The organism is Pseudomonas sp. (assembly GCF_002796985.1).
Taxonomy (GTDB): Bacteria; Pseudomonadota; Gammaproteobacteria; order Pseudomonadales; family Pseudomonadaceae; genus Pseudomonas.
This window is the reverse complement of record NZ_PEKX01000012.1, coordinates 133767-153144: the sequence shown is the minus strand read 5'-3', so window position 1 is coordinate 153144 and position 19378 is coordinate 133767. Positions and strand designations below refer to the sequence as shown.

The 19378-nt window shown below is 64.6% G+C and carries 18 protein-coding genes; 11 read left to right on the top strand and 7 right to left on the bottom strand.

What is annotated here, in order from left to right; all coding sequences use genetic code 11:
• The 7 genes from rnhA (at position 1) to nudC (ending at position 9740) form a co-directional block, all read left to right on the top strand.
• The gene (gene rnhA / locus CTR55_RS18415; RefSeq protein WP_296288268.1) at positions 1–444 is read left to right on the top strand and encodes a ribonuclease HI; all 444 of its coding nucleotides are present in this window, start codon (positions 1–3) and stop codon (positions 442–444) included.
• A gap of 58 nt (positions 445–502) precedes the next feature.
• Positions 503–1240: a DNA polymerase III subunit epsilon gene (gene dnaQ, locus CTR55_RS18410; protein ID WP_296288267.1), complete on the top strand. Its 738-nt coding sequence runs from the start codon at positions 503–505 to the stop codon at positions 1238–1240.
• A 641-nt stretch (positions 1241–1881) separates the two neighbouring features.
• On the top strand, positions 1882–4134 hold the full coding sequence (locus CTR55_RS18405) for an arginine/lysine/ornithine decarboxylase (protein ID WP_296288266.1): 2253 nt from the start codon (positions 1882–1884) through the stop codon (positions 4132–4134).
• Between the two features lie 646 nt (positions 4135–4780).
• Positions 4781–6124, top strand: coding sequence for an amino acid permease (locus CTR55_RS18400; protein WP_296288265.1), 1344 nt, complete (start codon positions 4781–4783; stop codon positions 6122–6124).
• Between the two features lie 248 nt (positions 6125–6372).
• The gene (locus CTR55_RS18395; protein WP_296288264.1) at positions 6373–7185 is read left to right on the top strand and encodes a crotonase/enoyl-CoA hydratase family protein; all 813 of its coding nucleotides are present in this window, start codon (positions 6373–6375) and stop codon (positions 7183–7185) included.
• 42 nt (positions 7186–7227) lie between these two features.
• Positions 7228–8901 (top strand): ferrous iron transporter B, encoded by a 1674-nt coding sequence (locus CTR55_RS18390; protein WP_296288263.1) that lies wholly within the window; start codon positions 7228–7230, stop codon positions 8899–8901.
• On the top strand, positions 8901–9740 hold the full coding sequence (gene nudC, locus CTR55_RS18385; RefSeq protein ID WP_296288262.1) for an NAD(+) diphosphatase: 840 nt from the start codon (positions 8901–8903) through the stop codon (positions 9738–9740). The genes CTR55_RS18390 and nudC overlap by 1 nt, the downstream gene beginning before the upstream one ends.
• 24 nt (positions 9741–9764) lie before the next feature.
• On the opposite strand, the gene CTR55_RS18380 is transcribed toward nudC, so the two are convergent.
• Positions 9765–10544, bottom strand: coding sequence for a TSUP family transporter (locus CTR55_RS18380; RefSeq protein ID WP_296288261.1), 780 nt, complete (start codon positions 10542–10544; stop codon positions 9765–9767).
• Positions 10545–10700: 156 nt separating this feature from the next.
• Here CTR55_RS18380 and CTR55_RS18375 point away from each other — a divergent pair, with 156 nt between their 5' ends.
• Positions 10701–11345: a hypothetical protein gene (locus tag CTR55_RS18375; RefSeq protein WP_296288260.1), complete on the top strand. Its 645-nt coding sequence runs from the start codon at positions 10701–10703 to the stop codon at positions 11343–11345.
• A 158-nt stretch (positions 11346–11503) separates the two neighbouring features.
• Here the strand turns inward: CTR55_RS18375 and CTR55_RS18370 are convergent, their stop codons facing one another.
• From CTR55_RS18370 to CTR55_RS18355, 4 genes are all read right to left on the bottom strand, one after another.
• The gene (locus CTR55_RS18370) at positions 11504–12271 is read right to left on the bottom strand and encodes an SDR family oxidoreductase (RefSeq protein WP_045208354.1); all 768 of its coding nucleotides are present in this window, start codon (positions 12269–12271) and stop codon (positions 11504–11506) included.
• Between the two features lie 28 nt (positions 12272–12299).
• Complete coding sequence (locus tag CTR55_RS18365; RefSeq protein ID WP_296288259.1) at positions 12300–13367, bottom strand: phosphotransferase family protein; 1068 nt, start codon at positions 13365–13367, stop codon at positions 12300–12302.
• A gap of 319 nt (positions 13368–13686) precedes the next feature.
• The gene (locus CTR55_RS18360) at positions 13687–13998 is read right to left on the bottom strand and encodes an SCP2 sterol-binding domain-containing protein (RefSeq protein WP_296288258.1); all 312 of its coding nucleotides are present in this window, start codon (positions 13996–13998) and stop codon (positions 13687–13689) included.
• A gap of 58 nt (positions 13999–14056) precedes the next feature.
• On the bottom strand, positions 14057–14767 hold the full coding sequence (locus CTR55_RS18355; RefSeq protein ID WP_296288257.1) for a histidine phosphatase family protein: 711 nt from the start codon (positions 14765–14767) through the stop codon (positions 14057–14059).
• Positions 14768–14978: 211 nt separating this feature from the next.
• Between CTR55_RS18355 and sohB the strand changes: the two genes are divergently transcribed.
• Positions 14979–16007 (top strand): protease SohB, encoded by a 1029-nt coding sequence (sohB, locus tag CTR55_RS18350; protein WP_296288256.1) that lies wholly within the window; start codon positions 14979–14981, stop codon positions 16005–16007.
• Between the two features lie 74 nt (positions 16008–16081).
• The gene (locus tag CTR55_RS18345) at positions 16082–17074 is read left to right on the top strand and encodes a YhdH/YhfP family quinone oxidoreductase (protein ID WP_296288255.1); all 993 of its coding nucleotides are present in this window, start codon (positions 16082–16084) and stop codon (positions 17072–17074) included.
• 33 nt (positions 17075–17107) lie between these two features.
• On the opposite strand, the gene CTR55_RS18340 is transcribed toward CTR55_RS18345, so the two are convergent.
• Together CTR55_RS18340 and CTR55_RS18335 are read right to left on the bottom strand one after the other, a co-directional pair.
• On the bottom strand, positions 17108–17962 hold the full coding sequence (locus tag CTR55_RS18340) for an alpha/beta fold hydrolase (protein WP_296288254.1): 855 nt from the start codon (positions 17960–17962) through the stop codon (positions 17108–17110).
• Between the two features lie 11 nt (positions 17963–17973).
• Positions 17974–18411, bottom strand: coding sequence for a hotdog fold domain-containing protein (locus tag CTR55_RS18335; RefSeq protein ID WP_296288253.1), 438 nt, complete (start codon positions 18409–18411; stop codon positions 17974–17976).
• A 168-nt stretch (positions 18412–18579) separates the two neighbouring features.
• Between CTR55_RS18335 and CTR55_RS18330 the strand changes: the two genes are divergently transcribed.
• Positions 18580–19158 carry a TetR/AcrR family transcriptional regulator gene (locus tag CTR55_RS18330; RefSeq protein ID WP_296288252.1) on the top strand — a complete coding sequence of 193 codons (579 nt, stop codon included), beginning with the start codon at positions 18580–18582 and terminating at the stop codon, positions 19156–19158.
• Positions 19159–19378: the final 220 nt, after the last annotated feature.

Below are 19378 nucleotides of genomic sequence, written 5' to 3'. Positions count from 1 at the left end.
ATGAGCGAAGAGAAAGTCGAGATCTACACCGACGGCGCCTGCAAGGGCAACCCAGGCCCCGGTGGCTGGGGCGCCGTGCTGTTCTACAAGGGCGCCGAGCGCGAACTGTGGGGCGGCGAGGCGGAAACCACCAACAACCGCATGGAAATGACCGCCGCCATCATGGCCCTGGCGGCGCTCAAGCGGCATTGTGACGTGCGCATCGTCACCGACTCGCAGTACGTCATGCAGGGCATCACCGAGTGGATGCCCAACTGGAAAAAGCGCGGCTGGAAGACCGCCGCCAAGCAGCCGGTGAAGAATGCCGACCTGTGGCAGGCGCTGGACGAGCAGGTGAACCGGCATACTGTCGAATGGCGCTGGGTGCGCGGCCATACCGGCCACCCCGGTAACGAACGCGCCGACATGCTCGCCAACCGTGGCGTGAGTGAATTGCCGCGCTGAGAATCAAGAGCGTCCGGAACGCTCCGGGCGAATCAACCGCAAAAAGGTTTCACACAGAATGCGTAGCGTCGTACTCGACACCGAAACGACCGGTATGCCGGTCACTGACGGCCACCGGATCATCGAGATCGGTTGCGTCGAACTCGAAGGCCGCCGTCTCACCGGCCGACACTTCCACGTCTATCTGCAGCCCGACCGTGAAATCGACGAAGGCGCCATCGCGGTCCACGGTATCACCAGCGATTACCTGAAGGACAAGCCGCGCTTCCGCGAAGTCGCTGACGACTTCTTCGAGTTCATCAACGGCGCACAACTGATCATCCACAACGCCGCGTTCGACGTCGGCTTCATCAACAACGAGTTCGCCCTGCTGGGGCAGTCCGAGCGTGCGGAAGTCAGCGACTACTGCTCGATCCTCGACACCCTGCTGATGGCTCGCGAGCGCCATCCGGGCCAGCGCAACAACCTCGATGCCCTGTGCAAGCGCTATGGCGTCGACAACTCCGGCCGTGACCTGCACGGCGCACTGCTCGACGCCGAGATTCTCGCCGACGTCTACCTGGCGATGACCGGTGGCCAGACCAGCCTGTCGCTGGCTGGCAACGGTGCCGAGGGTGACGGTAGCGGTCGCGCGATGGCTTCGGCGATTCGTCGCCTGGCGGCCGAACGTGGCCTGACTCGCGTCATTCGTGCCACCGATGAAGAGCTGGAGGCGCACATCGCCCGCCTGGCGGTGATCGAGAAGTCCGCTGGCGGGCCGTCGCTGTGGGCGCAGATGGAAGCGCCGAAGGAGTGATCTTCCGTGCTGCCTGAGAAAAGGCCGCCTTCAGGCGGCCTTTTTCATTGCGCATTACCGCTGTAAGCGGGTCATGCCCGCGATCCGTTGGCAGGGCCGGCGCTTTCTTTTGCTCCGGTGATGCGCTTCTGCTGCATTGGTCTGGGCGTTCCTGCGCCGCTTCGACGTGCGCGTGGACTTTGTGTTTCGCCCCCTCGGGCGAGTCACTTCTTCCAAGCGCCGAAGAAGTAACCAAGAAGGCTTGCCCTGGACATCCGGTTTTTCGTTTGGGGCGAAACATACCCTCGTTGAATCGAAGTTTCAGGGGCACGAACTAGGCGTCCCCCTCGACGGGCCATCCCTGGCCCGACAGCGCTCTCGCGACATCCATGTCGCTCAACCCCTGAAGCTCCGATTCAACGAGGCCTCCTGAACGGGGCCGTTCGGAGTGCGCGATTGTTTCTCTGGAAGTCTTCAATTGCCAGAGCCAGAGCCAGAGCCAGAGCCAGAGCCAGAGCCAGAGCAAAGCGCTCAGCACGGATAGTCCTGTCACCCACGCGACGTTTTATTACAGCCGTCAGCCGGCCGCATTCCCCTACATTCCGTGAGTCCATACTCTGAAAGGGATCGACGCCAGTCGTACGTCCATTCAGGGGTTCACAATGTACAAAGACTTAAAATTCCCCATTCTCATCGTTCACCGCGACATCAAGGCCGACACCGTGGCCGGCGACCGGGTGAGGGATATCGCGCGGGAGCTGGAGCAGGATGGCTTCAGCATTCTCTCCACCGCCAGTTCCGCCGAGGGACGCATCGTCGCCTCCACCCACCACGGTCTTGCCTGCATCCTGGTCGCCGCCGAGGGGGCGGGGGAGAACCAGCGGTTGCTGCAGGATGTAGTGGAGCTGATCCGCATGGCGCGGGTGCGCGCGCCGAAGCTACCGATCTTCGCTCTCGGTGAGCAGATGACCATCGAGAACGCGCCGGCCGAGTCCATGGCCGACCTGCACCAGTTGCGCGGCATCCTCTACCTGTTCGAAGACACCGTGCCCTTCCTCGCGCGCCAGGTCAGCCGCGCCGCGCGCAAGTACCTGGAGGGCCTGTTGCCGCCATTCTTCAGGGCTCTGGTAGAGCACACTGCACAGTCCAACTACTCCTGGCACACGCCCGGCCACGGCGGTGGCGTGGCTTATCGCAAGAGTCCGGTGGGGCAGGCCTTTCACCAGTTCTTCGGGGAAAACACCCTGCGTTCGGACCTCTCCGTCTCGGTGCCCGAGCTGGGCTCGCTGCTTGACCACACCGGCCCGCTGGCCGAGGCGGAAGCCCGCGCGGCGCGCAATTTCGGCGCCGACCACACCTTCTTCGTGATCAACGGCACCTCCACGGCGAACAAGATCGTCTGGCACTCCATGGTCTGCCGCGACGACCTGGTGCTGGTGGACCGCAACTGCCACAAGTCGATCCTCCATTCGATCATCATGACCGGCGCCATCCCGCTGTACCTGACGCCGGAGCGCAACGAGCTGGGCATCATCGGGCCGATTCCGCTGTCCGAGTTCAGCCGCGAATCCATCGCCGCGAAAATCGAGGCCAGCCCGCTGGCTCGCGGCCGCGAGCCCAAGGTGCGGCTGGCAGTGGTGACCAACTCCACCTACGACGGCCTTTGCTACAACGCGCAGATGATCAAGCAGGCGTTGGGCGACAGCGTCGAAGTGCTGCATTTCGATGAAGCCTGGTACGCCTATGCGGCCTTCCATGAGTTCTACGCCGGTCGCTACGGCATGGGCACCCGCCGTGACGATAGCGGCCCGCTGGTGTTCACCACCCACTCCACGCACAAGATGCTGGCGGCCTTCAGCCAGGCGTCGATGATCCATGTGCAGGATGCCGGCGTGAGGCGATTCGAGCAGGCGCGCTTCAATGAAGCCTTCATGATGCACATCTCCACCTCGCCGCAGTACAGCATCATCGCCTCGCTGGACGTGGCTTCGGCGATGATGGAGGGCCCGGCGGGGCGCTCGCTGATCCAGGAGACCTTCGACGAAGCCCTGAGCTTTCGTCGCGCTCTGGCCAATGTGCAGCAGAACCTCGTCGAGGATGACTGGTGGTTCTGCGTCTGGCAGCCGCCGGGTGTGGAGGGTACCGACGAGGTCAAGACCCGTGACTGGGTGCTGGAGCCCAACGCCGACTGGCATGGCTTCGGCGATGCGGTGGAAGATTACGTGCTGCTCGACCCGATCAAGGTGACCCTGGCCACGCCGGGCCTGACGGCTGGTGGCCGTCTGGATTCGCGCGGCATTCCCGCCGCAGTGGTCAGCCGCTTTCTCTGGGAGCGCGGGCTGGTGGTGGAGAAGACCGGTCTGTACTCCTTCCTTGTGCTGTTTTCCATGGGCGTCACCAAGGGCAAGTGGAGCACCCTGGTCACCGAGCTGCTGGAGTTCAAGCGCAGCTACGACGCCAACCAGCCGCTGGCGGACGCGCTGTCCAGCGTTGCCCAGGCCGGCGGCGCGCGCTATGCGGGCATGGGCTTGCGTGATCTGTGCGACGAACTGCACCGCTGCTATCGCGACCACGCCACGGCCAAGGCCATGAAACGCATGTACACGGTACTGCCGGAAATCGCCATGCGCCCGGCGGATGCCTACGCGCAACTGGTGCGTGGGGAGGTCGAGGCTGTGCCTGTCGATCAATTGGAAGGGCGCATCGCCGCGGTAATGCTGGTGCCCTATCCACCGGGTATTCCGCTGATCATGCCGGGCGAGCGGTTCACCGAGTCCACCCGCTCGATACTCGATTACCTGATTTTCGCCCAGAGTTTCGAGCGCAACTTCCCCGGCTTCGATTCCGACGTCCATGGCCTGCAGGTACGCGAGGTGGACGGCGAAAAACGCTACACCGTGGAATGCTGTAAATGACCGCTCGGCCCCTGTTTCCGGGGGCCGGCGTCCACTTTGAATCGAGTAACGATTCTGCTGCGGCTCGGTGAGGAGAGCGGTGAAGGGCGCGGTGAGGGGAAAGGGAAGTCTCCCCATGACGAAAGCCTGCTGATCAGCCACGACCCTGAGTTCTTTGCTGCTGCCACCGGTATTGGCGAGGTGACATGGGCGGTGACGAACGCCTCCATAACCATCCGCGGATAACCGCGCCCAATGGCATGGGGTTCTGCCCGGGTGTTCCGCTGCTGTCGGTAGGGCGCAGCCGCTGGATGCGCTGTGCATCTTCGACAGCGAACCCTGGGCAGACTGCTCCGGTGAGGACTGCGAACGCCTGCGTGAGCGGGCGCGCCGGGAGCTGTCGTTGCAATTCGAGCGGCGCTACGAGATCGGCCCGCACCAGGTCGGGTGCTGTCTGACGGGTGGGTTTTCTGCAGCGACATTGACCGGGCGGGGCGAAATTGCTCGAAACGAGCGACTTAGTCCTGCAAAACGGTTTCCTCCTTTGCCTGGTGCTGTCTACCCTGTAGGGCAGATCGGAGTTTTGCGTGCGAACAGGCTGTAAGTGCCTGAAGGCAAAACGCCGCAATCAATAATGAGTTGAGTCGCAGGCTTCTAAGGAGCGCAGATGGCGGAAGGGAAAAAGGGCAGCATGGGGTTCTGGAGCTGCACTGCGCTGGTGGTTGGCAACATGGTGGGGTCGGGGGTGTTCCTGTTGCCGTCGAGCCTGGCGGCGTTCGGAGGGCTGAGCCTGTTCGGCTGGCTGGTATCGAGCACCGGGGCGGTCATCCTGGCCTTCACTTTCGCCCGGCTGGCGCGGCTCAATCCCAGCGCCGGCGGCCCCTATGCCTATACCCGTGACGGTTTCGGCAGCTTTGCCGGCTATCTCTGCGCCTGGACCTACTGGAAGGCCGCCTGGATCGGCAACGCCGCCATCGCCGTCACGCTAGTGGGCTACCTGCGGGTGTTCATTCCGGCGCTGGCCGACCCGTTGCTGATGGTCGCCACGGCCATCGGCGCCATCTGGCTGTGCACCCTGATCAACCTGCGCGGCATCACCGCCTTCGCCGTGGTGCAGAACTGCCTGACCGCGCTCAAGCTGATCCCGCTGCTGCTGGTGGGCATCCTCGGCTGGTTCCACTTCAACCCCGAGTACCTGACCATCCCCGCCGCCAGCGAACTGCCGAACATGGGTTACGCCCAGGCGATCGCCACCACGGCGGCGCTGACGCTCTGGTCGTTCATCGGGCTGGAATCGGCCACCGTGCCGGCGGATGACGTGCGCGACCCGAAGAAGACCATTCCCCGCGCCACACTGGTCGGCACCCTCGCGGCCGCCGCCGTGTACATCCTCTCCATCACTGCCGTGCAGGGCTTGATGCCGCCGGAAGTGCTGGCCAAGTCCACTTCGCCTTTCGCCGATGCAGCGCGCATCCTGCTGGGCACCTGGGGCTACTACCTGGTGGCTGGTGGAGCAGTGATTGCTTGCCTGGGCGCGCTCAACGGCTGGGTATTGCTGCAGGGCCAGATCCCGGTGGCGCCGGCCCGCGACGGGCTGTTCCCTGAATCCCTGGGCAAACTCAACAAGAACGGTGCGCCGGCCAACGGGCTACTGTCTTCGGGGTTGCTGGTGACGGCGCTGGTGATGGTCGACGGCCACGGCGAGCTGGTGGAGGTGTTCAACGTCATCATCCTGCTCGGCACCATGACTGGTGTCGTGCCCTATGCGTTCTGCACCGCCGCGCTGCTGCAACTGCTGGCGGTGAAGCCGGAGTCGTTCTCCCCGCGCTCTCGGCCGCAGGTGCTGGCCATTGGCTGCCTGGGTTTCCTCTACTCGCTGTGGGCGCTGTACGGTACCGGCCAGCAGGCGATCTTCTGGGGCTTCCTGGTGTTCATGGCGGGTATCCCGATGTACACCTGGCGCCAATACCGCAACCGTGCACAGGGTCTGCCGCTGGCTTCCGGCGATTGACTGTCACGTGGGCCACGTTCCAGCCAGATCAATCACTTGATGGCCAATTTGCGAGCCAATTCGCGTCCGATGCCGTGGGCTGCGTCACAGACCACGGCATCGACTTTTAGTTTCGCCTTGTTATAGTGACGCGATTTCCGACATCTATTTCCCACGCGAATCAGAAACACCAATAAGAACTGTTGGCCCGGGCTCCAGCGGCTGCGCCGCACCCAGATAAGAAGCAGGGCATACCCGAGGACATTCCCGTGACCGAATACAAAGCCTTCCGCGTTGAACTGGCGGACAAGATCGCCCATGTGCAGATCAACCGTCCGGAAAAGCTCAACGCGATGAACGTCGATTTCTGGAAGGAAATCATCGATATCTTTCAGTGGGCCGATGAAACGGATGAAGTCCGCGTCGTCGTCCTCAGCGGCGCCGGCAAGCACTTCTCCGCCGGTATCGACCTGGCCCTGCTGGCCCAGGCCGCCAGCCACCTGGGCAAGGACGTCGGCCGCAACGCCCGCACCCTGCGCAAGACCATCCTGCAACTGCAGGGCTCCTTCACCGCCGTGGACAAATGCAGCAAGCCGGTCCTCGCGGCGATCCAGGGCTACTGCATCGGCGGCGGCATCGACCTGATCTCCGCCTGCGACATGCGCTACTGCAGCGCGGACGCGCAGTTCTCCATCAAGGAAATCGACATGGGCATGGCGGCCGATGTCGGCACCCTGCAACGCCTGCCGCGCCTGATTGGCGATGGCATCATGCGTGAGCTGGCCTACACCGGGCGTAACGTCAACGCCGAGGAAGCGCAGCGCATCGGCCTGGTCAACTGCGTCTATGCCGACCATTCCGCGCTGCAGGACGGCGTGATGGAGCTGGCCCGGCAGATCGCCGCCAAGTCGCCGATCGCCATCCGCGGCACCAAGGAAATGATCGGCTACGCCCGTGACCACCGCGTCGAGGACGGCCTCGAATACATCGCCACCTGGAACGCCGCCATGCTGCAGTCCGCTGACCTGCAGGCCGCCATGATGGCGCACATGAGCAAGAAGACCCCCGAGTTCGCCGATTGATGTCCGTTCACTCTTCTTGCGCGCAGGAGGCGCACTAGGCCGATGGTTACTGGAGCCACGTCCCTCAGTCTGGTCCGCGACGAGTTGTTCGCGACGATGGAGGAGGCCGAGCAGAATCTCGAGCACTTCATCGCCGAGCGTCAGAACGGCAGCCTGCTGCAACATTCCGTCGATTGCCTGAGCCAGATTCGCGGCACGCTGAATCTCATCGAGCTGGCCGGCGCCGAACTGCTGGCGCAGGAAGCGCTGGACCTGGCCACCGACATTCCGACCGGGGTCAGTGAAGACCGCGACGGCCAGTTGGCCGCGCTCGGCAACGCTCTCTATGTGCTGCGCCGCTACCTGGAAAACCTCGAAGCGCACCGCCAGGAAATCCCCGAGCTGCTGCTGCCAGCGATCAACGACGTGCGTCAGGCCGCCGGCCAGCCCGCGCTGCCGGAGAGCTTCTTCTTCAGCGCACGCCTGGATCTGCCGCGCCCGCTGCGCGCGGTCACCGCGCCGCAGGTCGAAGACCCGGCCCGCGAAGTCCGCCGCCTGCGGCAGATGTACCAGGTCGGCCTGGTAGGGCTGATCCGCGAACAGAATCTCTACCCCAGCCTCAAGCTGATGGGCCGCGCGCTGGGCAAGCTCGACGTGCTGCTGGGCAGTGCTGCGCGCACCCGCCTGTGCTGGGTCGGCGCTGGCGCGCTGGAGTCGCTGGTGGACGCGCAGATGCTGCCGCGCAAGACGCGCAAGCAGGTGTTCTCGCGCCTGGACCGCGAGCTGAAGCAACTGATCGCCAACCCGCAGTACGAAGCGCCGCGTCAGTTGCTCAAGGAGCTGCTGTACCTCACCACGCTGGCTGACACCAGCGGCGTGCGCGCCACCGAATTGCGCCAGGTGTTCGGCCTGGCCCCGCTGCCATTCACCGATCACCTGCTCGAAGACGAGTCGCAGCGCCTGTCCGGTCCCGGCAAGTCAGTGATGCGCTCGCTGTCGGTGGCGATCCGCGAGGAACTCACCGCAGTGAAGGACCAGCTCGACTTGATCGAGCGTGGCGTATCCCAGGCCGATGCCTTGGGCATCCTGCACACCCAGCTGGGCAAGCTGGCCAAGACCCTGGGCATGGTCGGCCTGAACTCCGCCGCCACCTCGCTGCAGCATCAGCATGGTGTGGTTGCCGGCTGGGTCGCCAAAGGCTCGGTGGATGAACCTGCCGCGCTAAACTCCCTGGCCGACGCGCTGCTGTACGTGGAGAGCATGGTCGGCAACCTGGTGCGGGGTGAGCGCATGAGCGCACGTCCGGCTCCGATGGGCGAGGACGACTCCTTCGCCGTGCACCAGCTCGCCGAAGCCCGCATCGTGGTAATTGACGAGGCCCAGGCAGGCCTGGCGCTGGCCAAGCGCGCGATCACCGCGTACCTGGAATCCAATGGCGACAAGCTGCACCTGGCCAACGTACCGATCAGCCTGCAGGCGGTGCGCGGTGGGCTATGGTTCCTCGGCCAGGAGCGCGCGGCATTGCTCGTGGGCGCCTGTGCCGATTACATTCAGGGGCAGATGATCGAAGTCACCCAGATGCCGTCCGAGCAGATGCTGGAAACCCTGGCGGATGCGTTGACCGGCCTGGAGTACTACCTGGAGGGTGGAGCCATGATGCGGCCTGAAGGCCAACCCGACGTCCTCGACGTCGCCAGCGAGAGCGTCAAGGCCCTGGGCCTGACGGTGGCAGCCTGATGCGTACCGGGCGCTGGGAATCCTCGATGTTCGAGGTGGCAGCGAACGGTGGCTGGGCGCTTGCCCACTGCCAGCAACAGTTCCTCGCCGACAGCAACGGCGTGCTGTTCCCCCGTGACTGGCTCAAGCGCCAGGACCTCTCGGTGCTGTCCGAGCATGCCGTCGGCCAATTCGACGGCGAGCCGGTGTACTTGCTGGAAATCGACCGTACCGACCCGCTGGAAGACGCCAGCTGGGTCAGTCTGCGCCAGTTCATGATGCAGGCCGAGGAAGACCTCTTCGCCATGCTCGGCTTCGCCAGCCAGGTCGGTATCTGGTGGCGGCAGAACCGCTTCTGCGGCAGTTGTGGCCAGCCCAATCTGCGCATGCCCCGCGACCGTGCCATGCAGTGCGAAAGCTGCGGCATCCAGCGTTACCCGCTGCTGTCGCCGAGCATGATCGTGCTGGTGACCCGTGGCGATGAAGTGCTGCTGGCGCGTTCGCCGCGCTTCGTGCCGGGGATGTACAGCACCCTGGCTGGCTTCGTCGAACCAGGCGAGTCGGTGGAGCACTGCGTCGCGCGCGAAGTGCGCGAAGAGGTGGGCGTCGAGATCGGCAATATCCGCTACATGGGCAGCCAGCCCTGGCCGTTCCCGCATTCGCTGATGTTCGGCTACCACGCCGAGTACGTCAGCGGCGAGATCGTCATGCAGCCGGACGAGATCGAGGATGCCCGCTGGTTCCACGTCGACGAGTTGCCGCGCCTGCCGGCCGAGCGCTCCATCGCCCGCTACCTGATCGAGGTCTACCTGGCGCGCCGCGCCGGTCGTCCCGATCCCGTCCTGCCCGGCGGCGCCTGAAGCTTCAGGCGCTGCGCGAGGCCATCAGACTGCGCTGAACCAGTGCTGCCAGGCCAGGCGCACGGTCAGCGCCAGTACCACCAGGATGAACACCGGGCGGATGAACTTGGCACCGCCGCCAATCGCTGTGCGCGCGCCGAAGTAGGCGCCGACCATCAGCGAACTGCCCATGCACAGGCCCATCAGCCACACCACCTGACCCGAGGCGATGAACACCGCCAGCGCGACGATGTTGCTGACGAAGTTCATGCTGCGCGCCACGCCGCTGGCGCGAACCAGGTCGAGCGGGTACATCAGCAGGCTGCTGACGGTCCAGAAGGCGCCCGTGCCGGGGCCGGCTACGCCGTCGTAGAAACCCAGGCCGAGGCCTTGCGGCCACTGGCGACCCTGGGCGATACGCGGGTTGGCGTCCAGCGGCGCTTCGGGCGTCTTGCCGAACAGCAGGTACAGGCCACAGCCGAATACCACCACCGGCAGCATGCGGTTGAGCCATTCCGCCGGCATCAGGTGCGCGGCCCAGGCGCCCAGTGCGGCACCGATGGCGGTGGCGATGATGCCCTTGCGCCACTGGCGCGGCTGGAACAGTTTGCGCCGGTAGAAGGTGTAGCTGGCCACGGCGGCGCCGAAGGTCGAGCTCAGCTTGTTGGTGCCCAGCGCCAGGTGTGGGGGTACGCCGGCAGTGAGCAGGGCCGGGATGGTCAGCAGGCCACCGCCGCCGGCGATGGCATCGATGAAACCGGCGAGGAAGGCGACGCCGGCAAGAATGACGAGGGTGGTCGGGTCTACGACGAGTTCGAAGGGCATGAGTCAGGCCTTGATCGGGGGCCCGTGGCGACACTCTCTCGTAAAGAATGGCGCGCGGGAAACGTTAACGGGCCCGAAAGCTGCGACGGTCTGGCTGGCCGCGCAGATACGCGGTGCGCATAATGCCGGCAATTCCACGTGTAAGGAAATCATTCGATGCAGTACGACGGTCTGGCTTGGGTCGTTGCCCTCCTGGCGCTGTTGGTCCTGGTGGTAGCCGCCCGCATTCTGTTTGACCGTCACTGGTTCCTCGGTTGGTTGCGGGGCACGGCGGGGATGCTGTTCGTGGCCGTGGCCGCGCTGGTGGCGCTGGTGGCCTGGGATCTGCGCAGCTACGACGCGCTGCCAGCGGAGCGCCCGCTGGCGACCTTGAGCTTCCACAAGCTGGGCGAGCAACGCTTCGAGGTAACCCTGCTGCAAGGCGATGAGGAGCGCCGCGTGGAGCTGGCCGGCGACCTCTGGCAACTGGATGCGCGGGTGCTGGAGTGGAAAGGGTTGGCACGGCTGATCGGCCTGGCGCCGGGCTACCGCCTGCAGGACCTCAGCGGCCGCTTCCTGGCCGTGGAGCAGCAGAGCCTGGGGCGCAAGGTATCGCTGGCGGACGACGTGCCGGGTATCGACCTGTGGCGCTGGCTGCGCGACGGCCAGCATGACCTGCTGACCTTCGTGCCCAAGGCCGGCCGGGTGAACTACCTGCCGCTGGCGGACCAGGCGGTGTTCGCCGTGCGCTACGGGGCGGGTGGGCTGACCGCCGAACCGATGAATGCGGCGGCGAACCAGGCGCTCAAGACCTGGCAGTGACTGCTGTTATGTAGGAGCGAGCTTGCTCGCGAACCCGCATCACGCCGGAGTCCATGGGGGCGAGGCGTTCGCGAGCAAGCTCGCTCCTACGAAAACCCCACGTTCCGCCCATGAAGAAGGGAGCCAACCGGCTCCCTTTTTCGTTTCCGCGATAACGCTTAGGCGAGGAAGCCGCCGTCCACGTTCAGCGTCACGCCGGTGGTGTAGCTGGAGGCATCGCTGGCGAGGTACAGCACGGCGCCGGCCATTTCGCTCGGGTCGGCCACGCGCTTGAGCGGGATGCGCTGCAGGGCAACGTTGCGGATGGCGTCGTTGCTCACCAGCGCCGAGGCGAACTTGGTGTCGGTCAGGCCCGGCAGCAGGGCGTTGCAGCGGATGTTGAACTGCGCGCATTCCTTGGCGAAGACCTTGGTCATGCTGATCACTGCGGCCTTGGTCACCGAGTAGATGCCCTGGAACTCGCCGGGGGTGACGCCGTTGACCGAGGCGACGTTGATGATGCTGCCGCCGCCGTTGGCCTTCATCAGCTTGCCGCCTTCGATGGACATGAAGTAGTAGCCGCGGATGTTCACGTCGACGGTCTTCTGGAAGGCCGACAGGTCGGTGTCCAGCACGTTGCAGAACTGCGGGTTGGTGGCGGCGTTGTTGACCAGGATGTCCAGGCGGCCGAACTGCTCGCGGATCTGGGCGAAGACGGCCTGGATCTGCTCCATCTCGCCGATGTGGCAGGCAATTGCGGTGGCTTTGCCGCCGGCGGCGACGATTTCGTCAGCCACGGCCTGGCAGCCGTCGATCTTGCGGCTGGAGACGATCACGTGGGCGCCCTGTTGGGCCAGCAGCTTGGCGATGGCCTCGCCGATGCCGCGGCTGGCGCCGGAGACGAAGGCAATCTTGCCTTCGAGGTCGAACAGTTGGGTCTTGGACATGGGAGTTCTCCTTGTTCTTTGGCGCCTTTTACAGGCGGGACTTGCCGATGACTTGCAGGCTCACCTGTTCCAGCAGCTTGTTGGCATGGATGAAGGTGGCGAAGCGCTTGTCCTGGGTCTGGCCGTGGAAGAAGCGGTAGTAGATCTGCTGCATGATGCCGGCCAGGCGGAACAGGCCGTAGGTGTAGTAGTAATCGAGGTTGTCGATCTGGATGCCGGCGCGCTCGGCGTAGTAGTCGGCGAACTGCTGTCGGGTCAGCATGCCCGGCTCGTGGCTGGGCTGGCGGCGCAGCATCTGCATCGGTTGCGGGTCGCCCGCTTCGATCCAGTAGGCGAGGGTGTTGCCCAGGTCCATCAGCGGGTCGCCGAGGGTGGTCATTTCCCAGTCGAGCACGCCGATGATCTGCATCGGGTTGTTCGGGTCGAGGATGACGTTGTCGAAGCGGTAGTCGTTGTGCACGATCCCCGGCTTGTGATGGTCGGCCGGCATCTTCTCGCGCAGCCAAACCTTCACCTGTTCCCAGGCCGGCGCATCGGGGGTCAGGGACTTCTCATAACGATCGATCCAGCCGCCAATCTGGCGCTGCACATAGCCCTCGGGCTTGCCCAGGTCACCCAGGCCGCAGGCGTTGTAGTCGACGTTGTGCAGGTCGACGAACTTGTCGATGAAGCTCTTGCACAGGGCGGTGGTCTTCCCGGCGTCGAGGTTCAGCTCCTTCGGCAGGTCGCTGCGCAGGATGATGCCGTTGACCCGCTCCATGACGTAGAACTCGGCGCCGATCACCGATTCGTCGGTGCAGTAGGCGTACGCCTTGGGGCAGTAGGGGAAGCCGTCCTTGAGCTGGTTCAGGATGCGGTATTCGCGGCCCATGTCGTGGGCGGACTTGGCCTTCTTGCCGAACGGCGGGCGGCGCAGGACCAGTTCCTGGTTGTCGTACTGGATCAGGTAGGTCAGGTTCGAGGCGCCGCCGGGGAACTGGCTGATGCGCGGCTGACCCTGCAGGCCGGGGATGTGGTCCTTGAGGTAGCCGTCGATCACGGCGGCATCGAGTTCTTCGCCTTCGCGGGAGCGGATGGTCTGGTCGGTCAACGACATGCTGGTCCCTTTCTTGTACGGGCTTTTACGAATCGTCCTCGCGAGAGCCCAAGGCTCCTGGCGAGGTGCGCGCAGGCCGGCGGCCGTCTCTTGCCCGATGGGTTGCGGCAGGATCAGGCAAAGCAATGATGGCGCCGGGTGATCATTGGCTAATCTAATGTCCGGCCCGGCCTGTCACAAGTGCACAAAGCCCTTATTGGCGTTCGTGTTGCACCCCGATCAGGCTGCCTGATCCGGGCCTTGCAGCGGGGCGCGGGCATAAAAAAACCGGAGCCATGGACTCCGGTTTTTCGTGCTGCGCGGGCAGGTTTTCCTCGGATCAGACCGGGAACAGTTCGCCCAGCTTCATCGCCAGCATCATGTCGCCTTCGGCGCGCAGCTTGCCAGCCATGAAGGCCTGCATGCCGTCGGTTTCGCCGCTGGTGATGCCCTTGAGGGTATCGCTGTCCATGATCAGGGTGACGTTGGGGGACTCGGCGTCGCCCTGTACGACCTGGCAGGTACCGTCCTTGACGACCAGGTAGTGGTTGTCGCCGTCTTCGATGTTGAACTGGAACACCAGATCCAGGCCGGCGGCCGCGCTGGCGTTGAACTTGCTCTGCATGGTGGAAACGATGTCAGCAACACTCATGGTTCTATTCCTTTTCTAGGTTTTCTCGCGCGACGCTCGCGTCGCAATGGGCCGGTACTCAACGATAGGTGATGAGTTCCGGCGCCCTCAACAGTTCCAGATGCACGTGACTGTTGAAGGAAGCCAGGGCCACTTCGCTGCCGCGGAACTTCAGGCGGTTGAGCGAGGTGTTGACGATCTGCCAGTTGAGTTCGAAGGCGTTCAGCGCCGGGATGCCGGTCACCTGCTGGAGTACCGCAGTGATGGTGCCGCCGGAGGTGAATACGCCGATGTTGTCCTTGCCGCTGGCCGACTCCAGCAAGCGCTTCAAGCCGCCGTGCACGGTATCGAGGAATTCCGCCCAACTGACCAGGCCGTCCTTGTCGTGGTCGCCGGAAACCCAGCGGGAGATCACGGTGGAGAACAGGCGCTGGAATTCGGCGCGGTGGTCGGCGGCGTTGCGCATGATGTGCAGCGCCTGCGGCTCGATCTCGAGCAGGTCCGGCAGGTGCGCGCGGATCACGGCGTCGGCTTCGAATTCGTTGAAGGCGGAGTCGATTTCCAGGGTGGGCGTATCGATCCCGGCTTCGTTCAGCCGGCCCATCACCGCTTCGGCGGTGTGGCGCTGGCGGCGCAGGTCGCCGGCGACGCAGCGGTCGAAGCGCAGGCCCAGGCCAGCCAGGTGCTCGCCGAGGATTTCCGCCTGGCGTACGCCGGTGGCCGAGAGCACATCGTAGTCGTCGGCGCCGAATGAAGCCTGGCCATGTCGAATCAGGTAGATGCTTCCCACGCGCAGTATCCCGGCAGGGCTGAAAGTTCCGGCGAGGTTATGAGGATCACCTGGGGCTGTCAACGAAAAAACATACGCTTGTTTGAATGGCATTCGCTGGACTGATGCAGCGGTTTGCCAGCGCTGGTGGCGGGCCGGCGGCGTGGGTATGCTTGCGGGATTCGCTGCGCTCGCCTGGCGGGCTCGACCAGAATTGTAAAAGGGGATGTGAGTGGAGTTTCTAGCGGATTACGCGGGTTTCCTGGCCAAGACCTTCACCGTGGTGGTGGCCATCGTCATCGTCCTGGTGGTGATCGCCGCACTGCGCGGCCGTGGTCGTCGTGGCGGCAGCGGGCACCTGGAGGTGCACAAGCTCAACGACTTCTATAAGGAGCTACGCGAGCGCCTGCAACATAGCGTATTGGAAAAGGCCAAGCTCAAGGCCCTGCGCAAGTCCGAGGCGAAAAGCCTGAAGGACGCGAAAAAGAAGAAGGGCGGCGAGAAGAGTCGCGTCTATGTGCTCGACTTCGATGGCGATATCAAGGCCTCGGCCACCGAACAGCTACGCCATGAAGTGACCGCACTGCTGACCCTCGCCACGCCGCGCGACGAAGTGGTGCTGCGCCTGGAGAGCGGCGGCGGCATGGTCCACGGCTACGGCCTGGCGGCCTCCCAACTGGCGCGCATCCGCCAGGCCGGCGTGCCGCTGACCGTCTGTGTCGACAAGGTGGCCGCCAGCGGCGGTTACATGATGGCCTGTATCGGTGAGCGCATCCTTTCCGCGCCTTTCGCCATCCTCGGCTCCATCGGCGTGGTGGCGCAGTTGCCCAACGTCAATCGCCTGCTGAAGAAGCACGACATCGATTTCGAGGTGCTCACCGCCGGCGAGTACAAGCGCACCCTGACCGTGTTCGGTGAGAACACCGACAAGGGCCGCGAGAAGTTCCAGGAAGACCTGGAAACTACCCACGAACTGTTCAAGCGCTTCGTCGTCCACTATCGCCCGCAACTGGCCATCGACGAGATCGCCACCGGCGAGGTCTGGCTGGGCCAGGCGGCGCTGGGCAAGAAGCTGGTCGACGAGCTCAAGACCAGTGACGAGTACCTGGCCGAACGCGCCCGCGAGGCCGATGTCTACCAGCTCAGCTACGTGCAGAAGAAGTCCATCCAGGAGCGCTTCGGCGTCGGTGTCAGCGGCGTGATCGATCGCGTGCTGGTGACCTGGTGGGACCGCCTGGGTCGCAGCCGCTTCTGGCAATGACGCTTCTGGCAAAGATTGGGTGTCGGGCGCCGGGATCGCGCCCGTTTTAGCGAATTCGAAAGAGGAGGGTCGAGATGAGTGCATTCAAGGCGTTGTGGGTCACGGAGAGCGCACACGGTGTGTATGACCTGCAGGTGGCCGAGCGGCAGGTTGCTGATCTGCCGGCGGGTGAAGTGCTGGTGCGGGTGAAGTATTCCTCGCTGAACTACAAGGATGCGCTGTCCGCCAGCGGCAACCGTGGCGTCACCCGCAAATACCCGCACACTCCCGGCATCGATGCCGCCGGCGTGGTGGAAGCGTCCTCGGTGGGCGAATTCGCCGCCGGCGATGAAGTCATCGTCACCGGCTACGACCTGGGCATGAACACGCCGGGTGGTTTCGGCCAGTACATCCGCGTCCCTGCGGCCTGGCTGATCAAGCGCCCGCAGGGCCTGTCGCTGCGTGAAGCCATGATCCTCGGCACCGCCGGCCTGACCGCTGCGCTGTGCGTCGACAAGCTGGAACGCGCCGGCGTCACGCCGTCCGCCGGCCCGATCCTGGTCACCGGCGCCACCGGCGGCGTGGGCAGCATCGCGGTGATGCTGCTGGCGCAACTGGGCTACACCGTGGCTGCCGCCACCGGCAAGCTGGAGCAGGCCGAGCTGCTGAACCGTCTTGGTGCGCGGCAGATCCTCGACCGCGCCACCGTCTCCGACGGCGTCGACAAGCCGCTGCTGCGCGAGCAATGGGCTGGCGCGGTGGACACCGTGGGCGGCGACATCCTGTTCAACGTAGTCAAGTCGCTGCAATACGGCGGCAGCGTCGCCTGCTGCGGCCTGACTGCCGGCGCCGCCTTCAAGGCCACCGTGCTGCCCTTCATCCTGCGCGGCGTGAACCTGCTGGGCGTGGACTCGGTGGAGCTGCCGCTGGTGGTCAAGGCTTCCATGTGGGACAAGCTGTCCCTGCAGTGGAAGCTCGACAACCTCGAAGCGGCGGTGCGCGAGGTCAAGCTCGACGACCTGCCGGCCGCCATCCACCAGATCCTCGCTGGCAAGCTGGTCGGCCGAGTGCTGGTGACGCTGGACTGATCCTCTGATCGATGCCCGCGCCGGGCCTGGGTGTCAGCCCAGGTCCGGCAGCAGGTAACCCGCCCACAGCGAATCGGCGAACTGGCTGCGGAAGAAGCCGAAGTGGCCGATGCGCTTCACGCCGATGTCTTCCGGGGCGATTCTCTTCACGGTCTTTGGCGAGCCACGGTAGAAGCCGTGCAGCGACTCGGTGTTGCGCCCGGACATCATCTCGTCGTCGGTGAAGGAGATGGAGGTGATCGGTGTGCGCACCGAGGAATACGCCTCGCGCACCGCGCCGCCTTCCGCGCCGACGGCGTACTCCGGGTCCAGGCACCAGCGCCGCCATTGTTCGATCACCCCGCGCGGCAGGTCGCCGACCACGCCCAGGCGCTTGCCTGGGAAGTAGCCCAGCAGCGGCGTGATGGTCGGGGCCAGGCAGTACCAGAGCAGCCAGGCCTTGTGCCGCAATCCCTTGGTGTTCTCGCGCCAGTAGCCGCTGCCGGTGGCGATGGTGAAGGCGCGCTGGATGCGCTCGTTTCCACGGACGAAGGGCAGTATCTGCCCGCCGAGGCTGTGGCCGATCCAGTACACCGGCAGCTCGCCGGCGGCCTCGACCACCGCGTCGAGCATGGCGCTGCAATCATGATTGCCCCAGGCAACGACGTTGACGTCCAGGTCGCGCAGGTGGCCGGCTCGGGACTTGCCCATGCCGACGTAGTCGAAAGTCACGGCGAGGTAGCCGCGCTCGGCCAGCCAGTTGGCGAAGGCAGTGTAGAAGCGCTGCTCGACGCCCATGGCGGGGACGATCAGCACCGCTCCGCGAGCTTCGCCGGATGGGTAGTACCAGTGGCTGGAGAGGTTGTGGCCGTTGCCGTTGTCCAGCGGGCGGGGGAGCGGGGTAATCATGGCGGGTTCCCTCAGGCCTGGCTGACGTACATGGTGATGTCGGCGCGGAAGACTTTCTTGTCGCCGACATAGGCGAGCACCGGCACGGTAATGTCGCCTTCCTGGTTCCAGTCGATCGCGCAGCCATCGGCTACGGCGCGGACGTCGCCCTCGGCCTTGGCCAGGTATTCCACAGTCATGCCACGGGGAATCCAGCGGCGGCCCTTGGGGATCGACACATCGGTCAGGGTCCCGGCCACCAGTTCGGCAGCGTTGCACAGGGCGATGGCGTGCACAGTGCCAATGTGGTTCAGCACTTCGCGGCGTTTGGGGAAGGTGACTTCCGCATAGCCCGGGCGCAGCTCGACGAACTGCGGGGCGATGGTGGAGAAATAGGGGGCGACCTGGCCGATCATGGCGCTGAACTGCGCCGGGCCGGCCTGTTGGAACATCTGCAGCATCTGGCTCATGGTGGCTCCGCAGGCTGATGGGGTGGGGCAAGCTGGGATTGAAGATCTGTGATTGAAGAGCTGTCATTGAAGAGAACAGCGCGCCCAGGCAGTATACGAAGATTAGAAAGTAATTCTAGAAGATTATTCTAGAATTACTTTCTGGAACGAATTCCCGATAGGAAGCCCATGGCCCGACCTTCCCGCAAAGACGACATCCTCCAGGCCGCGCTGGCCTGCTTCAGTGAATCCGGCGTGGATGCCACCACCATCGAGATGATCCGCGACCGTTCCGGCGCCAGTATCGGCAGCCTCTATCACCATTACGGCAACAAGGAACGCATCATCGGCGCGCTGTACCTGACCGGCATCGGTCAGTACGCGGCGTTACTCGATGCGGGGCTGGAGGAGGCGAAGAGCGCCGAAGCGGTGGTGAAGCTGTTCGTCACCTCCTACATCGACTGGGTCTCGGCCAACCCACAGTGGGCGCGCTTCATCCTGCACAGTCGTGGGCGCGTGGAAGCGGGGGAGATGGGCGAGGAGCTGCGCGAGGCCAACCGCCAGCAGGGCCGGCGCATTGCCGAACTGCTGGCCGAGCATCGCAAGACTGGAGCTTTCAAGGCGCTGTCGGCGGAGCTGTTCAACTCCGTGGTGATCGGCCCGACCCACGACTACGCGCGCAACTGGCTGGCCGGGCGTACGCGAATGGACCTGATCGAATGCCGCGAGCAGCTGGCGCAGATTGCCTGGGAGAGCGTGCGGGCCTGATTTCGGGGGGGCGCAGTGAATCCTGTAGGAGCGAGCTTGCTCGCGAACAGAGGTTTCCCGTCGCGCTGGCATCCAGCGGATTCGCGAGCAAGCTCGCTCCTACGAAAAGCCCCAGAAGCCGCGCACCAGCGTAGGGCGAATAACCTGGAACAGGTTATCCGCCGTTGCCCCGGCGGCGGATAACGCTGGTCCGTTATGCGCCCTACGAGAAACGCGCCGT

What these genes read in the sequence shown, in the direction of transcription:
- CTR55_RS18330 (WP_296288252.1), top strand. Translation starts at nt 18,580, where the DNA reads ATGGCCCGACCTTCCCGCAAAGACGACATCCTCCAGGCCGCGCTGGCC.
- CTR55_RS18390 (WP_296288263.1), top strand. Translation starts at nt 7,228, where the DNA reads ATGGTTACTGGAGCCACGTCCCTCAGTCTGGTCCGCGACGAGTTGTTC.
- rnhA (WP_296288268.1), top strand. Translation starts at nt 1, where the DNA reads ATGAGCGAAGAGAAAGTCGAGATCTACACCGACGGCGCCTGCAAGGGC.
- CTR55_RS18405 (WP_296288266.1), top strand. Translation starts at nt 1,882, where the DNA reads ATGTACAAAGACTTAAAATTCCCCATTCTCATCGTTCACCGCGACATC.
- nudC (WP_296288262.1), top strand. Translation starts at nt 8,901, where the DNA reads ATGCGTACCGGGCGCTGGGAATCCTCGATGTTCGAGGTGGCAGCGAAC.
- CTR55_RS18335 (WP_296288253.1), bottom strand. Translation starts at nt 18,411, where the DNA reads ATGAGCCAGATGCTGCAGATGTTCCAACAGGCCGGCCCGGCGCAGTTC.
- CTR55_RS18345 (WP_296288255.1), top strand. Translation starts at nt 16,082, where the DNA reads ATGAGTGCATTCAAGGCGTTGTGGGTCACGGAGAGCGCACACGGTGTG.
- CTR55_RS18365 (WP_296288259.1), bottom strand. Translation starts at nt 13,367, where the DNA reads ATGTCGTTGACCGACCAGACCATCCGCTCCCGCGAAGGCGAAGAACTC.
- CTR55_RS18400 (WP_296288265.1), top strand. Translation starts at nt 4,781, where the DNA reads ATGGCGGAAGGGAAAAAGGGCAGCATGGGGTTCTGGAGCTGCACTGCG.
- CTR55_RS18340 (WP_296288254.1), bottom strand. Translation starts at nt 17,962, where the DNA reads ATGATTACCCCGCTCCCCCGCCCGCTGGACAACGGCAACGGCCACAAC.
- CTR55_RS18360 (WP_296288258.1), bottom strand. Translation starts at nt 13,998, where the DNA reads ATGAGTGTTGCTGACATCGTTTCCACCATGCAGAGCAAGTTCAACGCC.
- dnaQ (WP_296288267.1), top strand. Translation starts at nt 503, where the DNA reads ATGCGTAGCGTCGTACTCGACACCGAAACGACCGGTATGCCGGTCACT.
- CTR55_RS18375 (WP_296288260.1), top strand. Translation starts at nt 10,701, where the DNA reads ATGCAGTACGACGGTCTGGCTTGGGTCGTTGCCCTCCTGGCGCTGTTG.
- CTR55_RS18370 (WP_045208354.1), bottom strand. Translation starts at nt 12,271, where the DNA reads ATGTCCAAGACCCAACTGTTCGACCTCGAAGGCAAGATTGCCTTCGTC.
- CTR55_RS18380 (WP_296288261.1), bottom strand. Translation starts at nt 10,544, where the DNA reads ATGCCCTTCGAACTCGTCGTAGACCCGACCACCCTCGTCATTCTTGCC.